This window comes from Sphingopyxis sp., assembly GCF_016704835.1.
Taxonomy (GTDB): domain Bacteria; phylum Pseudomonadota; class Alphaproteobacteria; order Sphingomonadales; family Sphingomonadaceae; genus Sphingopyxis.
The window spans coordinates 1,327,417-1,343,235 of record NZ_JADIZJ010000001.1 but is presented as its reverse complement, the minus strand read 5'-3'; the positions used below and the strand labels follow the sequence as shown (position 1 = coordinate 1,343,235).

12 protein-coding genes and 3 pseudogenes are annotated in these 15,819 nt (G+C 65.1%); 2 read left to right on the top strand and 13 right to left on the bottom strand.

Translation table 11 applies throughout. The features are described from left to right. Positions 1–9: 9 nt before the first annotated feature. Genes IPF76_RS06670 through IPF76_RS06660 form a run of 3 tightly spaced genes read right to left on the bottom strand, consistent with a single transcriptional unit; the run spans position 10 to position 1,467 of the window. Positions 10–333, bottom strand: a complete 324-nt coding sequence (locus IPF76_RS06670; RefSeq protein WP_293841253.1) for a hypothetical protein — start codon at positions 331–333, stop codon at positions 10–12. Beyond that, positions 330–938 carry an RNA polymerase sigma factor gene (locus tag IPF76_RS06665; protein WP_293841250.1) on the bottom strand — a complete coding sequence of 203 codons (609 nt, stop codon included), beginning with the start codon at positions 936–938 and terminating at the stop codon, positions 330–332. The genes IPF76_RS06670 and IPF76_RS06665 overlap by 4 nt, the downstream gene beginning before the upstream one ends. Continuing rightward, entirely contained in the window at positions 865–1,467 is a 603-nt protein-coding gene (locus tag IPF76_RS06660; protein ID WP_293841247.1) for a hypothetical protein, read from the bottom strand. Before IPF76_RS06660 ends, IPF76_RS06665 begins: the two co-directional genes overlap by 74 nt. Positions 1,468–1,740: 273 nt before the next feature. On the opposite strand from IPF76_RS06660, the pseudogene IPF76_RS06655 reads away from it, so the two are divergent. Both IPF76_RS06655 and IPF76_RS06650 read left to right on the top strand, forming a co-directional pair. Then, positions 1,741–2,133 (top strand): annotated as a pseudogene (locus IPF76_RS06655) (MFS transporter); the annotation flags it as partial. Between the two features lie 33 nt (positions 2,134–2,166). Next, a pseudogene (locus IPF76_RS06650) lies at positions 2,167–2,433 on the top strand (MFS transporter); the annotation flags it as partial. A gap of 181 nt (positions 2,434–2,614) precedes the next feature. On the opposite strand, the gene IPF76_RS06645 reads toward IPF76_RS06650, so the two are convergent. The 10 genes and pseudogenes from IPF76_RS06645 to IPF76_RS06600 all read right to left on the bottom strand — a co-directional run bounded on the left by IPF76_RS06645 (position 2,615) and on the right by IPF76_RS06600 (position 15,806). Next, positions 2,615–3,466: an ROK family protein gene (locus IPF76_RS06645; RefSeq protein WP_293841244.1), complete on the bottom strand. Its 852-nt coding sequence runs from the start codon at positions 3,464–3,466 to the stop codon at positions 2,615–2,617. Positions 3,467–3,470: 4 nt separating this feature from the next. Beyond that, complete coding sequence (locus IPF76_RS06640) at positions 3,471–4,175, bottom strand: FCD domain-containing protein (protein ID WP_293841241.1); 705 nt, start codon at positions 4,173–4,175, stop codon at positions 3,471–3,473. Further along, positions 4,172–4,921, bottom strand: a complete 750-nt coding sequence (locus IPF76_RS06635; protein WP_293841238.1) for an AraC family transcriptional regulator — start codon at positions 4,919–4,921, stop codon at positions 4,172–4,174. Before IPF76_RS06635 ends, IPF76_RS06640 begins: the two co-directional genes overlap by 4 nt. A 36-nt stretch (positions 4,922–4,957) precedes the next feature. After that, positions 4,958–6,286, bottom strand: coding sequence for an MFS transporter (locus IPF76_RS06630; RefSeq protein WP_293841235.1), 1,329 nt, complete (start codon positions 6,284–6,286; stop codon positions 4,958–4,960). Next, entirely contained in the window at positions 6,283–7,686 is a 1,404-nt protein-coding gene (locus IPF76_RS06625) for an FAD-linked oxidase C-terminal domain-containing protein (RefSeq protein ID WP_293841232.1), read from the bottom strand. The genes IPF76_RS06630 and IPF76_RS06625 overlap by 4 nt, the downstream gene beginning before the upstream one ends. A gap of 2 nt (positions 7,687–7,688) precedes the next feature. Beyond that, a complete protein-coding gene (locus IPF76_RS06620) occupies positions 7,689–9,824 on the bottom strand; it encodes a TonB-dependent receptor (protein ID WP_293841227.1) in 2,136 nt (711 codons plus the stop codon). 221 nt (positions 9,825–10,045) lie between these two features. Then, positions 10,046–10,819, bottom strand: coding sequence for a glucose 1-dehydrogenase (locus IPF76_RS06615; protein WP_293841224.1), 774 nt, complete (start codon positions 10,817–10,819; stop codon positions 10,046–10,048). 4 nt (positions 10,820–10,823) lie between these two features. Next, positions 10,824–12,307 (bottom strand): annotated as a pseudogene (locus IPF76_RS06610) (carboxylesterase family protein). 119 nt (positions 12,308–12,426) lie between these two features. Beyond that, positions 12,427–13,692 carry an alpha-hydroxy acid oxidase gene (locus IPF76_RS06605; protein WP_293841221.1) on the bottom strand — a complete coding sequence of 422 codons (1,266 nt, stop codon included), beginning with the start codon at positions 13,690–13,692 and terminating at the stop codon, positions 12,427–12,429. A gap of 473 nt (positions 13,693–14,165) precedes the next feature. After that, a complete protein-coding gene (locus IPF76_RS06600; RefSeq protein WP_293841218.1) occupies positions 14,166–15,806 on the bottom strand; it encodes a tannase/feruloyl esterase family alpha/beta hydrolase in 1,641 nt (546 codons plus the stop codon). Positions 15,807–15,819: the final 13 nt, after the last annotated feature.

The following is a 15,819-nucleotide window of genomic DNA, read 5'->3' as shown; positions in this document are numbered from 1 at the left end:
CGTAGTGCGCTAAGCATTGCGCCAGCGCTGCGTCCCGAACCACAGCAGCAGGATGAGCAGCAGCGGCGGCGCGGGTCCCCAATGTGTCGATCCGGCCAGCGGCGCGAGCAGCGGCGCCGACGACAGCAGCCACAGCGCCGCAAGCAACGCGGCGACCGTCAGCGCCTCGATCCCAAAGCTGCGCCAGAAGCGCGCGCGGGCGCGAGCGTAAGCGGCCTGCGCGTCGATCGCGCGTTCGACCTGGAGCGTGAAGGCGCGGTCGCCGGCGCGCGCCGGCGGCGCCAGCATTGCGGCCAGCATGGCGTCCGTTTCTGCGTCGTTCGGGGCCGTCATCCGTCCGCTCCTTCGCCGATCATCTTCTGCGCCTTGGCCCGCCCGCGCAAGACCAGGGATTTAAGCGTGCCGAGCGGCACCCCCATGATCTCCGCCGCCTCGCCGTGCGACCAGCCATGGCCGAAGCACAGCGTAAGCGCGGCGCGTTCCTGTGGCGACAGCGCGGCGAGCAAGCGACCGGCGTCAATCGCCGCGTCGCTGGCGCCGCGTGGATCGGTTGACGTTGGCGCATCGTCATCGCGGCCCGCCAGTCCCTCACGCCGCCGAGCGGTGCGCCGCTGGTCGAGAAACAGCCGCCAGCCAATTCCCATGATCCAGGCCGCATAACTCCCCTGCCCCCGAAAATCGTCGGCGCGTTGCCACGCGCGGACGAAGGCTTCCTGCGCCAGATCGTCGGCGTCGCATCCCGCGGCGCGCGCAAGGAAGGCGCGCAACCGCCCTTCGTGTCGTAGCACGAGGAGCTGGAAAGCGGCGCGATCTCCCCCGGCAACCCGCTGGTTGAGAGCCCAATCTTCATCGGCGCTCCCGTCATCACGCAGCGGCGCGCTCCTCGGCAGCCGCGACGCGCGCGAGGCGGCGGCGAACGAGCAGCGCGATGCCGACAAAGATCGGGAAGAGCGATGCGCCCGCAGCGGTGCGGATGATCTGTTCATTGCCCTGGATCAGCCCGAAGCCGGCCATAGCGAGGCCGATCGCCAGCAGGACAAGCGCGTTGCGGTCGTCACCCGGCGTTTCGGCCTCGCGGCTGCCACCGACATGTTCATACGGCTTGTTGAGCTTTTCGATCAGCGGGCCGACCGAATCCGACTTGGCTTCGAGCGCCCGGCGGATCGAACGATGCAGCATCCATGCGTGGAGCAGCCGCGCGAGCAGGAAAAATCCCACGGAAAAAAGCGCGACGACGGTTACATTTTCGAGCAGACTGAAAAACTGATCGCTGACCGCAACGAGCTCGGTCGTAGGCGGCGGCGCCGGGACATAGGACGCGACTTCCCGCGGGCTGATATAGGCCGCGATATCTTCGGCGCTGATCGATTCCGCGACCGGAACCGAAACCGTGGTCGGGGCGGAGGGTGGCGCCGCGGGGGCGGACACGGTGGCGGCAGCGGCCGCGGCTGCAATCAAAAAATCCATCGACATATCTCTCCGTCATACCGCACCGGGATGGTGAAACCACAGGCGACGACTTCCGGCAAGGCGGGATGAACTGCACCGGGGAGCACATATCAACCGCCGCGCGAAGCCGCCGCCCGGACCAGCGCTATGGCCAGTCAAGGGCTAGACGGCACGGCGGCAGTTTATGGATGCATGGCGACGGAAAATATGCGCGCGACGCAAAAAGACGCGGCTGTTCGCGCAGCAACAGCTACCGATCATTCTGCCGATGGAAGGGGGACGCCGTTAACATTCGGTGGGCTCGCCTTTGCCCATAATCTGCTCTGCGCCGCCTTCGTGACCGACCGGTTGCTCGCGTCGGAGTGTGTCGCCGCCAGCGGGCGACTTGTGCTGCTTCGTTCGGCAGGCGCCGCACTCGGTCCGCTCGGTACTGCGGCGGCGATGACGTGGACAGGTGCCGGCGGACTCTTCCTCTTCATCGCCGCGGTGGCAGCGGCGATGCTTGCCTGTGGTCTGTTCCGGCTCGCGATCAGCGACCCGGTGCCCAGCCTCGAACAGCAGGGTCGCGAGATCCTGCCGCGAACGGCTCCCGTCGCCGCGCTGCTTGATCCCGCCGGCCCTGGCTCATTCATTCCGGCAACCGAGCCCCATTGGCAAACAGGTGACGCCGGGCCGAACGGATGATCCCGGCGCCGGGACAACCCGCCCCCTTCGCCGGGGCTTTTGTTGCTCGGCCTTCCCTATCTCCCACAGCTCGCCACCATCTCGGCAACCTTCCCCGCCATGTCCCCCACCGCGGTGCGCTTCGCGGGTTTCGCCATCGCCGGTAATATATCGACCTCGATCTTTGGCGGCACGGGGCCGATGATCGGCAGCGGGCTGATCAGCCTCACCGGTGACCCGCTCCTGCCCGCCAGTTATGTGATGCTCGCTTGCGAAGCCGGGCTGGTCACCCGCCACTTCCTGCCCGCAACCGCCAGATAATCGCTGAGCGGGGATCCCTTCGCGCGGCCTCTGGGCTCTACGCCATAAGCGAGATCGTCACCGAAGGGGGCTGCGGCCGTCGCACATTAATTGGACAGAAGCGGCTGGTTCGCTTTTGGCTGAAAGACTTCGAAAGCGGACGAAAACCGCGCCGGGATGAATTGGCGAGGGCTCATCAGTGCTAATCTGCCGCCCTTGATGCCAGTGCGAGCGATCCGCAAGGCCCGGCGCGTTCGCCGAGACCCGGAAGCACGATCAAGTCCTCGGCGCGTTCGGTTTGGCCATAGCCGGCAAGACTCTTGCCCAAATGATAGCGTATCGCTGTGAGCAGCTGCGGCTGACCGATCGCGACGCCGCCGCCGATCAAAATGCGCCGCGGCAATGTCGTCAGCACCAGATTGTGACAGAGCATCGCGATGGCGTGCCCGGCGTGGTTCCATGCATCGTCATCGGGTGCGATCTCCCGGCCGTCCTTGCCCGCCCGAGCCGCAATCGCCGGACCACTTGCCAAGCCTTCAACACAATCGCCGTGGTAAACACAGCATCCCTCGAAACAATCACCCGCCAGTTTCGGGACACGCTGATGCCCCGCCTCGCTATGCCCCGCCCCGCGCAATATCTGCCCTGCGGAAACCGAGCCAACGCCGACCCCGGTTCCGATCGTGATATAGGCCCAGCTGTCCAGCCCCTGCGCGCCGCCCCAAAGACCTTCGGCTATCGCCGCGCCATTTACATCAGTGTCGATCGCGAATGGAACGTCCTTCGCGAGCGACGTCAGGTCAGTTCCACTCCACCCGGGCTTGGGCGTCGACAATATGCTCCCGAATTTTGCGGACGCGCGGTCGAGATCTAGCGGGCCAAAACTGGCGATGCCGAGCGCTTGGAAATTCCACCTCTCAAGAACGGCTGCAATCGCGGCCAGTGTCGCTTCGGGACTTGTTGTCGGAATTGCCACCTGCGCCCGCACATCGTCCGGCCCGGTGCCCAACGTGCAAATGCATTTCGTGCCGCCCAGTTCGACCCCCGCCAACATCGGCTCAGAACTGATCCTTGAGCATTTCGCCGATCGAATTGTCGAAATGGCTGTCCATCGCGGCGCGCGCGCGCGCTGGATCGCGCGCCGCGATCGCCTCGGCGACCTCACGGTGCAGCGCCAGCGTTTCGTCGCGCTCTTCGCGCGTGGTGCGCCCGGCCCAGGCGCGGGGGATCGCGACCGCCATCAACTGCTCGAACGAGCGCACGATCTGCAGGAACAGCGGATTGCCGCTCGCCGCCGCAATCGTCTGGTGAAAGCGCGTGTCCGCCGCGGTCCGCGCGGCTTCGTCATGCTCGACCGACAGCCCGTGCGCGGCGGTCAGAATCGCCTGCGCCTGTTCCTCGCTGCGGTTGATCGCAGCCAGTTCGGCGGTGCGCAGTTCGAGCGTCCGGCGAACCTCCCACACATCGGCGAGCGACACCTGCGCGGTGTTGACTGCATGCCCCATCGATGCAGCCATCACCGAGCCGTCGATCGCCGCGACGCGCGGTTTGCGGCCGTTGCCGACGTCGACCAGCCGCAGCGCCGTCAGCGCGCCGAACGCCTCGCGCATCACCGGACGGCTGACCCCCAGCTGCGTCGCAAAGCTCCCCTCACCCGGCAGCGTGTCGCCGACCTTCAGGTCATGGGTGCGGATATAGTCGCGAACAGCATCGACCGCACGATCGACGAGCGAGCCGCGGCCGAGGTCGATCACCGCGCTCATGCCGCGACACCCATCCGCCGCATCGCGGTCGGCGCCATGCCGAAGCGCCGCGAAAAGGCGCGCGTAAAGCTGGCGTTGTTCAGATATCCGCAGCGATAGCCGATGCTGGCAACCGGCAAGTCGCTCGCGGCAAGCAAGGTCCGCGCCTGCCGCAGTCGCCGCTCACTCAGCGCCTCGCCGACGCTGCAATGGTAAAGTTCGCGAAAGCCGCGGGTCAGCTTGTCGCGATTGATCCCGCAACTGCGCGCAATATTGTCGATCGTCAGCTTCTCGTGCCAGCGGGTGTCGACGATCCGCCGTGCTGCCGCGATCCGCGAAATGTCGCCCTCGCTCAAACTCGGCTGGCCGTCGACGGCGACCAAGCTGCCCGTCCGCAGCGCGGCAAAAAACTGGCAGAGCATCTCGATGCTCCGCGCCAGCCGCAGCGTATCTGCCGCGGCGGCCTCGCATTCGGGGGCGATGATCGATTGTCCCAGCGCGCGGAGGTCCGACGGCAAATACCAGCGCCCGCCGGGATCGGGCAGTTCGTCAAACAATCGGCGGCAGGCGCCGCGCGACACCGCAAACACCAGCAAATGCCCTTCGCCTTCCAGTTCGCTAAACGCCAGCGTACGAACGACCGGCTCGCCGATATCGCCAAAGCCGATCAGCAACGCATCGGGCGGCAGCAGCAGGCGATCGCAGGCTCCGGCACCGACAAAGCTTGTCATTTCGGACGAGACGATGACGCTGTGCTTGCTCGGCATGGAACGAAACTCCCTCGCCGACCCTATAGACCTATCTTACAGCTTTGGCAATAGCTGTATGATAGGTTCTGGCGCCCGCCGCATTGCGAGCATGAAGGCGAAGAACGACAGCGCGCTGACGATCACGCCAACCAGCGCCAGCGCCTCGGCCAGCATCGCCTCGCCGCCCATCAGCCCGCTGACCTGCGTCACGATCCACGGCGCCAGTCCGAAGCCGATCAGCCCGGCGATCGCTATAAAGGCGCCGATGCACAGCCCGCGCAGCTCATTGGGCAGCAGCACGGTGAGCGCGACCGATACGACCAGCCCGGTCACCGCACCGCACATCGACATCACCCCCAGCGCGACCGCCAGGCCCGCCACGCTCGGCATCAGCGGGAACAGGGCCGCCGGCACGCCGATCCCGGCCGCGATCACCGCACCTAATAATATGCCGCCGCGCCGCTGGCTCTTCTGGCCGATATCGGCCGACAAGCCGCCGAGCACCGCGCCGGCTACCCCGGTCCCGAACATCAGCGCCCCGACCCAACCGGCAAATTGCTGTGGCTGGAGCCCGAAATCGCGCGACAGCACCGGCGCGACCCACACCGTCGCGGCGACATCGGCCATGACGACGGCGACCTGACCCGCGAAGAGCGGGCCGAGGAACGAGCGCCGCGACCACAGTTCGGCGGCGACGATGCGGAACGGCGCATCGGGGCTCGCCTCGACCTCTTGGCGTTCAGGTTCGCGCAGAAACAGCAGCGGCAGCAGGCACAGCGCGCTGATTGCCGCGAGCAACACATGCGCCCCGCGCCACGGCGCAAGTTCGCCGAGCCAGCCGATCGCCGAAAAATCGGTCAGCAACCCGAACAGCCAGCCGGTCAGTGCAAAACCGAGCGCCACCCCCAGCGCCTTGCCGAGATTGACGATCAGCATCGCGCGTCCACGCTGCTCGGGCGCGCAAAAATCGGCGCACAGCGAAAGCGCCGCGGTGAGCGAACCGGTCGAACCGATGCCGACCAGCATCCGCGCTGCGGTAAGCAGCCCTGCGCTCGGCGCAAAGGCGGTGAGCAACGTCCCAAGCGTCCAGAGCAGCGCCAGCCCGATCGTCAGCCGTACCCGGTTGCGCCGGTCGACCAATATGCCGATCGGGATCGAAAACAGCACCATCGGCACCGCAGCACCAAGCCCCTGGATCAGCGCCAGCGCATCGTCGCTCATCCCCAGCTCGGCCTTGGCGCTTTCCTGTATCGTGCCAAAGCTGCCGAGCGCGGTGAAACCCATCGTCGCGACCAGCGCGAGCAGCAACAGCGGGACAAGGGTCGCGGGCGCGGTCAGCCGCGCGTTGGGCAACGCGAGCGGTTCAGCCTGCGCCGCCATCATAGCGCGAAGATCTTGCCGGGGTTGAGCAAATTCTGGGGATCGAGCGCGCGCTTGATCATCCGCATCTGTTCGACCGCGTCGCCCAACTCGGCGACCAGCCATTCCTGCTTGCCAATGCCGATGCCATGCTCGCCGGTGCACGTCCCGTCCATCGCCAGCGCGCGCTCGACGAGGCGCGCGTTGATCGCCTCGACTTGCGCCATCTCTGCGGGCGCCTGCGGATCAATCGAGAAGATGACGTGAAAATTGCCGTCCCCGACATGGCCCAGGATGGTCGCGGGAACCGATGACGTCTCGAGATCGATATGCGTTTCGGCGATACACTCGGCGAGGCGGCTGATCGGCACACAGACGTCGGTCGCCCACCCGATCGCCCCGGCGCGCATATTCACGGCCGCATAATAGGCCTCATGTCGCGCGCGCCACAATTTGGAGCGTTCTTCAGGGAGGTTCGACCAGTTGAACGCGCTGCCGCCATTGGCTTCCGCCAGCGCCTTCACCGTCTCAACCTGCTCGGCAACATTCATCGCGCTGCCGTGGAATTCGAAGAACAGCGTTGGCGCCTCGGGATAGTCGAGCTTCGACCAGCGGTTGACCGCGATCATCTGTTTGGTGTCGAGAATCTCGACCCGCGCCAGTGGCACCGCGCACTGGATCGACTGCACCACGGTATCGACTGCGCCGCCCAACGTATCGAAGCTGCACACCGCCGCCGAAATCGTTTCGGGAACCGGATGCAGCCGCAGCGTGACCTCGGTGATGATGCCCAGCGTGCCTTCCGAGCCGACATACAGCCGAGTCAGATCATAGCCCGCCGCGGACTTGCGCGCGCGGCGCGCGGTGCGGATCACCGTCCCTTGCGGCGTCACGATTTGAAGGCTGAGCACGGTGTCCTTCATCGTCCCATAGCGCACCGCGTTGGTGCCCGACGCACGCGTCGACGCCATGCCGCCGATCGTCGCATTGGCACCAGGGTCGATTGGAAAGAATAGCCCCTGGTCGCGCAAATGGACGTTGAGCTCTTCGCGGCGTACCCCGGGCTGGACGACGCAGTCGAAATCCTCGGCGTTGACCGCGAGCACCTGGTCCATCTGACTCATGTCGAGCGAGATGCCGCCGTTGATCGCCAGCGCATTGCCCTCGATCGACGTCCCGGCGCCGAACGGCACGATCGGAATGTCGGCCGCCGCACAGAGCTTCACCAGCGCGACGACATCGTCGGTCGAATGCGCAAAGACAACAGCGTCGGGCAGCACGGTGGCGAAATGGGACTCGCTCGATCCATGCTGCCCGAGCACCGCGTCCCCCCGCTGGAAACGGTCCCCAAACCGCTCCTCCAGCGCCCCTACCAGGCTGGCGGGGAGCGGCCTGCGTTCGTCCGAATGCGCCATCCCCGCCATCGTCAGAACTTCAGGCTGGCACGCACGCCGTAACGGCGGCGGTCGCCCGTGATGCCAAGGTCGGAGGCGGGCAGCCCGGCGAGCGCCAGCGTCGTCTTTTCGATATAGCTTTCGAAATATTCGGTATTGAACAGATTGTTGGCGAACAGCGCAATCTCGACCGGACCGGTGCGATACGCGATCGACGCGTTGGTCAGCCAATAGCTGTCGAGGAACGTCGGCGTCGTCTCATTCAGCGTCGCCGCCAGCCGCTTGCCCTTGCCGAACAGCCCGGCGCTCAGCACGACTTCATCGTCGCCGCCCATCTCGATCCGGTAGTCGGTCGAGATGTTGGCGAGCCAGTCGGGCTGAAAGGTCAGCCGGTCGGACGACAGCTGGCGCCCGGTCGTGCTGACATAGGCGCTGTCGTCGGTGATGCGCGCGTGCATATAGGTAAAGCCGCCGCGGATCGTCCAGGCGGACACCGGCCGCACCATCGCTTCGAGTTCGACACCATAGCTTTCGACGTCGCCGCTGTTGAGATCGACGGTGACAAGCCCGCCGCCCGCCGCCGGTGCAATCGAGTTGAGCCCGATATAATTCTTGTAATCATTGTAGAAAACCGCGCCCGACAGCATCAGCCGGGGCGTCGCATATTTCGCCCCCGCTTCATAAGTCCATGCCGAGTCTCCGTTATAAGTGCGCGTCGGTGCCGTCGGCGCGTTAAACCCGCCACCGCGATAGCCGCGCGCGACCGACACATAGGTCATCAGGTCGGGGGTCCATTTGCGCGATACGGTGAGCTTGGGCTGCCACTCGCTTGATTTGAGCTTCGCAATCGGCAGGATGGCGCCCGAAATCGCGCTGCGCGAAACCCGGTTCTCACGATCGTAACGCAGCCCCAGCGCGACTTCCCAATCGGAGTTGGGTTTCCAGAACATGGTGCCGAAAGCCGCATAGGTGTCGGCGACATTCTTCGCCACCGTGTTGCGCACGATGCTGATCGGGCCAAAGACCGGATGGACGAGCGAGATCGTGTCGGTGACATTCGCACGCGTCGCCTCATTGCTATAAAAGACCCCGACGAGCGTCGAAATCTGATCGGTCCATTCGCTGTCGAGCCGCGTTTCCAGCGTCATCGTGCGCAGGCTGTCGCGGCCGACAGTGCGCACCGTATTGGTTGGGCCGAAATCGCCGTCGTTGTCGGGCGCGAAGCTGTTGCGCATGTCATAGGCGCCGATGACGCTCAGCTTTGACCCGCCGCCCAGATCGGCTTCGGCGCGCGCGTTGATGCCGCGATATTTGTACGAAATTTCGTTCAGGGCATTGAACTGGATATCTCGCCGATAATCGGTCGGCCCGCTAACGCGCGAATAGGGTGTGTTCACCCCGTCGACCCAGTCATAATAGCCTTTGATCGTCAGCGAAAAGCCGTCCGAAGGCGCGAGACGCAGTGTCGCGTTGATCGAATCGGTGTTGAAGCGATTGGCGTCCTTGTTGAGCAGCGTGTTGGTCAGGAAACCGTCCTGCTGACGGTGCGAGGCGGCAATCCGGAACCCGAGCACATCGCCCGCGATCGGCCCGCTCACCGCGCCCGACACCAGCCAGCTGTTGTCGGGGCCGGCGTAGCTGCCATTGGCGCGCGCCTCGAACACGTCGCTCGGGGCGCGGGTAATGACGTTGATCGCGCCGCCCAGCGTATTCTTGCCATAGAGCGTACCCTGCGGCCCGCGCAGCACTTCGATGCGCTCGACATCGAGCAAAGGGTTGTTGAGGTAGGCGGTGTTCGGCTGGTAGATGCCGTCGATGAACAGGCCGACCCCCGGCTGCACCGACTGCACCAGCGTCACCCCGACGCCGCGGATCGCAACAAACGCACGGCCGCTGCCGTCGCTGTTGATGTTGAGCCCCGGCGACAGGACCGCCGCCTCGCGCACCGAATTGATCCCGCGCGCGGTCAGTGTGTCGCCATCGATCGCGGTCACTGCGATCGGCACATCGGACAATGTTTCGTCGCGCTTGCGTGCAGTCACCACGATCACGCCGTCGTCCTCGCCTTCGGCGGCCGCCGCCCCGGCAGCATCCTGCGCAAAGGCCGGCGCGGCGGCGAGCATCGTTGCCAGCACGGCGGTGGAAACGGCAAAATTCAGTTTGGTCATCAGACATCCCCAAAAGAGGCGGTCCAGGCCGCCCTGCAGAAACCTATCTGACAGCTTTTGAACCTATATGAAAGGTCGTCGATTGTGCCGATCCGCAGACCGGGTTTGCAGAGCGCGGGTGTCCCATCCCGTCATGCGAGCCAAGCGAAGCAATCCAGAGTGGCGTACACCGCCCTGGATTGCTTCGCTTGGCGCGAAATGACGATGCTTTGTGGCGTCCGCTACCAACAGCTATACCCGCCGTCAGCCAGCACCACGCTCCCGGTCATCAAGCTTGCCATATCCGACGCCAGGAACAGGATTACCGCCGCGACCTCCTCGGGCTCGCCCAGCCGCGCCATCGGCGTCCCGTCGATCCAGCGGCGATACATCTCACCCTCCTTGTCGGCAAAAGCGTTCAGCGGCGTCGCAATATAAGTCGGTGCCACCGCATTCACCCGCACGCCGCGCGCCGCCCATTCGGCGGCCAGACTCTTGGTCAGCTGATGCACCGCCGCTTTCGACGCGTTATAATAGCTTTGCGGCTGCGGCCGGTTGACGATGAAGCCCGACATCGACCCGATATTGACGATGCTCCCGCGCCCCGCCGCGAGCATGTGCCGCCCAAAAGCGCGCGCGCACCAGAAGCTGCCATTGAGGTTCACATCGAGCACGTTCAGCCAGCGTTCGTCGGCGACATCCTCGGCGGCGGTCTCGCTGCGCGCGATCCCGGCATTATTGATCAGGATGTCGATCCGTCCCTCGCGCGCGAGCATTGCCGCTGCGGCGGCATCGACTGCGGCGCTATCGGTCACGTCGAGCGCCTCGGCAAAAACGGCATAGCCTTTGGCACCAAGGTCGGTGACCGCGCGATCGAGCGCGGCGGCATCGCGGTCTGCGATCGTCACCCGCGCGCCAGCCTCGGCCAGCGCTTCTGCCGCCGCCAACCCAATCCCCTGCGCGCCGCCCGTCACAAAGGCCGTGCGTCCGTCAAGCCGCAGCTTCGCAAGATACATCGACCTATTCCGGCACGAAGGCGGCGGCGGGCATCACCGGTTCATGGACCGCTTCGCCGCGCGTCATCTGATACACCATTCGATCGGCGTCGAACTCGGGCCACGGCATCGATCCGCTGCGTGCGAAGCCCGCCCACAGATCGTGGACATGCTCGGCCAGCGCCTGCGGCGGGTCCATCCCCGCCAGCCCCCGCGGCCCGGTGACGGTCGGCAGCGTCTTGAACACAAACGGCATTTCGATCCCATGGCACGCGCCCAGTTCGCCGTCGCACGCGGGCGATCGCCAGTCGAACTCGTACAGCCACGTCTTGCCCTGATGCGCCGCGGCATATTGCCGCGCGGGCCAGCGGAACACGAGATCGGTCATCGCGCGCGTCATCGCCTCGCCCGGCCGCATCCCCTTCTGCTTGTAACCATAAGCCATCAGCGCCGCCTTCGCCTGCGGATGCGACCGCCCGAGCAGCCAGCGCGCAAGCAACCCGCCGATCTTTTTGCGCACCCCGGTGGGCACAAAATACAGGTTCATCTCATCGGCATTAGTGCCGATGACAACTTCCACGTCGCGCCCGGCGCCTTTATGCAGCGCGTCGATCGGCTTCTCGGCAGCACATCGTCGCCGTAAACCGGGATGAACCGGCTGATCCCATAAACCGGTTCGCGCCCGTCCTTGTCTCGCAAGTCGATCGCCCAAGGCTTCGCCACCTTGTCGAGCGCATCCATCGCATCTGTGTTGGACACCGGTAGAAACCCGTTTGCATCGGGCACGATACGCAGCACTTTCGCCAACTTCCGCACCAGCCGCTGCGCCACGTCGATCTCGCGCACCATTGCGCCATGCCCGCTCTGGATGATCGCCCGCGCGAACATTCCCTCGGCCAGCGGCGAGGTGACGAGGTCAGCGATCGCCATCGCCCCGGCGCTCTCACCAAACACCGTGACATTTGCCGGATCGCCGCCAAACACCGCAATATTGCGCTGCACCCACGCCAGCGCGAACAATATATCGCGCAGCCCCAGGTTGGTCGGCGCCCCCGGAACCGGCAGAAAACCGTCGATCCCCATGCGGTAATTGATCGCGACGCAGATGACGCCTGACGCAGCAAAAGCGCTGCCATCATGCACCGTCGCATCCTTGCTGCCGGCGACAAAACCGCCGCCATGGATGAACACCATAACCGGCGCCGCCACGGCTTCGCGCGGCGCCCAGATGTTGAGGCGCAGATAATCACCATCGCTGCCATCGCTGCCGTGCCCGACCAGGGGGGAAGGATCGATCGCGGGAAAAGGCCTGATCCGGTGCGGTGCCGGAGGTCCCGGATCGTCCATGTTCCGAACGCCGTCCCAGCTGACCGGAAGCCGCGGCAATTCAAAACGCTGCGGCGGAGCCGCGTAGGGAATACCAAGAAAGCGTACGACCGAGCCACAAATGCTGCCGCGGATCGCGCCGCCTTCGATTTGGACTGATGTGCTATTGCATAGGTTGTTCATGACACCAGCGTATCATCTGGTTCGGTTCTGCGGCTAGAACCGCCGATATGCCTAGCGGATGAAGAAATGTGCCGGACACGCCGACTCCCATCGGCCCATTGCTCACTGTCCGCATTGCATTAGCGGAAGCCCAAAGCGTACGCATCGCTTGATATCGATGCTTGTCCGGCGCGCAATGGCGCAATTCGCATCGGTGTCGCCGAATCCCGGACGCTGCCCGGTTTCCAGCGAAACTGCGAAATATGCTCGACATCGTCTGCGGTAATGTCGGCGATGCGCGTCCGGCCCATCAGACCCATGTCGCGCTCGATCTCGCCGCGGAGAATCGCCAGCACTCGCGCCACGCCCGCCTCGCCGGCCGCCGCGAGCCCATAGAGATAGGGCCGGCCGATGGAGCAGCCGTCGGCGCCGAGCGCGATTGCCTTCAGCACGTCGGTGCCACGGCGTATGCCTCCGTCGGCAATCAGTTGCGCATCATTCTGGATCCGGTCGCGGATCGCGGGGAGATAGTCGATCGGCGTTGCCGCAGTATCGAGCTGGCGACCACCATGATTGGACACCATGATCGCATCGACGCCGCATGCGACGGCGCTCGCACAATCCTCGGGCATCATCGCGCCCTTGATCACCAGCCTCCCGGACCATTGCGCGCGCAACCACGTGAGGTCGTTCCACGTCGCCGACCGATCGAACTGCCCGTTCACATAGTCGATGACACTCGTACCCGCGCTGCCGATATCGCCAACATGTTCGACGACATTGGCGAGTTGAAAGGAGCGGTTCTTCAGCGCGCCGAGCGACCATCGCGGATGCATCGCGAAGCTCATCAGACTGCCGAGAGTGAAGCGCGGCGGCATGATCATGCCGCTGCGCCGATCACGCTCGCGATTGCCCGCAATTGCGGTGTCGACGGTCAGGCAGAGCGCCCCATAGCCGTTCGCCGCGGCGCGCTCGAGCAGGGCTTTCGTCAATCCGCGGTCGCGAAAGAGATACAGCTGGAAATAACGGCTCACAGCCGTTGCCGCGATCGCCTCGATCGAAGTCGTCGCCATCGTCGAGAGGCCATAGGGCACGCCCGCTGCGGCCGCCGCGCGCGCGACCGCCGCTTCGCCCGAGGCATGGAACAGCTGCGACATGCCGGTCGGCGACAGCATCAGCGGCATCGCGCTCCGATATCCGAGAAGCTCGGTGCCAGCATCGACGTGACTCACATCAACAAGCGTATGCTGCGCGAGCGCCCATTCGTCGAACACCGAGCGGTTGCGCGCCAGGGTCCACTCGTCCTCGGCGCCGCCCTCCAGATAATCACGGATCGGCAGCGGCAAGGCGCGCCGGGCGAGCGCAGCCATATCTGCAATGTTGAATGCATCTGCGAGCGAGGCCATTCAATTGCCTCCGATTGCATTCGCGGCGGCAATTTGCCGTGCGCAGTTTTCAGGGCGAGCTCGGCAAGCGACGGTCCCGTCGCCAGCCGCCAGGGCCTCTATCTCAAATGTCGCACAATGCTGGTCTGAAGCTACCATTGCGGCAGCTTATCACCTGTCCGGCCTGTGAGGATATGCCCGCGGATATGCCGATCGAAGACAGTGGTGTGCCGCGACGACCAGCCGATATTCGTGCACGAGCCGTGCATCGAACATAGCCTGGCGGCAGATAGACTGCGACGCGCCGTTCGCCCGGCACGTGCCGCGACGCGGGTGCTGGGAACCCGATCGCACCTACGGACGCACACGGCTCGGCGAGCACGGCTCCTGCGCTCGCGGCCGCAAGGCCGGCGAACTGCCTGCGATCCAGCATATGCACCGCCCATCGCTGACGCGCCGCGGCTGCATCCTTCTACGGCGTGCGAGGCTCCGGCTCAGTTGCCGTCAGGTACGACGCAACGAAAGCTGCTAGCGGACAGGGTCGAGCCCCAACCCCGATATACAGCCTTTTGAGGATAGGCGCACAGCGGACGCTGCATGTCGATCTTGCCCGCATCCTCGCTCGCGAATTTCGTTGCGATGACTTGATCGGGCGCATCGCCCTTGTCAGTCCAGTCGATCAGCGCCGAGAACAGATCGTGTTGCGCGTCATAGGCCGGCGGCTGCGGAGGGATACCGAGCGTGCCGTTGAAGGCATCGGGGCCGGTGCCGCCGCCACAGTGCATCATGCCGGGCGCCAGGAACAGGCGCGCATTGTCCGCAAGCTTGTCGATACCGCCAAGCTGCGCTGCGTGCCGCTCATAAAAGGCCACCGACTGAGCCGGCGCCACCAGCGTGTCGGCCAGCCCATGATAGATGATCAGCTTGCCGCCGCGCGCGGCAAATGCACCGAGACTGCCGCGCGTGGCGTCGTTCACGATCGGATCGAGGCGGGCCTGGACCGCCGGCATGTCGCGATTGAAATCGAAGGCCTTCCAGTCCCAACCGGCGCCGAACACCCATTTGAAGAGTCCCCCAAAGGGTGGCTGATCGTCGATCGGGGTTTGCAGGAAGGACCAGCCAAACGTGTCGGGCATTTCGCTGCCGGGCAGCCAGCCGAAATAGCTCGCCTTGCCATCGCGGTTCGTTGGCCCTGAATAAAACGCGCGCGCCGTCGCGACCTCGCCTTCGGTCAGACAGCTGTCCGACCCCGCGCCGGTGCATTGCACGACCCCCGGATCGAATTTGCAGCTCATGGGATCCGAAATGAACCGGTCGCCCGCCAGTCCGTGACCCTGTCGCCAGCAGGTTGCGATCGCCGCCCTGTTGAGCAATTTCAGCTTGGCGTCGGAGAGACGGCTGCCGGGGGTGCGATGCGCCGCGGCATAGTCCCAAAGCACCGCGGCATGGCCCCAGGTCCGGTTTATGACCGGCGCCCCCACGAGGATACCGTCATAATCGGCGGGGTAATAAAGCGATTCTATCAGGCCTTGCTGACCGCCGGTCGAACAGCCGGTATAGTAGGAGCGTTTGGCATCGCGGCCATAGAAGGCCTTAGTGATCGCCTTTCCGGTCGTTGTCATGACATGCGTCGACAGCCGCCCCCAGTCGCGCCATTTGCGCGGCTGACCGATCAGCGCATCGCCCTCGAGCGGCGACGCCGGGGCTGTCCCGGTATCCGTAGTCGCGGTCGCAAACCCGCGCCGCAGTCCGTCGACCATTCCCGAATAGCCGGTGGTGAAGGCGCCCCCGAACCCGCCGCTACCATTGCCGTGAAAGACGCCGACCCAGCCATCTGCAGGCAACCATATTTCGACGCCGATATCGGAATCGGACGCCGACTGGACGCGTGCGACGACACGGCAGAAGCTGCGATAGCCCGGCGTCGCGCGCCCGACGTTCGTCTCGGCAGCCTTGGCCGGAACGAGCGTGGCGCTGACGACGCGGGTGTCGGAAAGGTGCAACGCACCGAGCGCGCTGCACCGCGCAGTGGGCCCATCCGGCGCAGCCGCATGGACATAAGCCGCAGCTTCGGTTGGCGCCATCACTCCCATCATCACGGCCGCTATCGCGGCAAAGGCATCTCGCTGCTTCATGATCGTCTCCGCA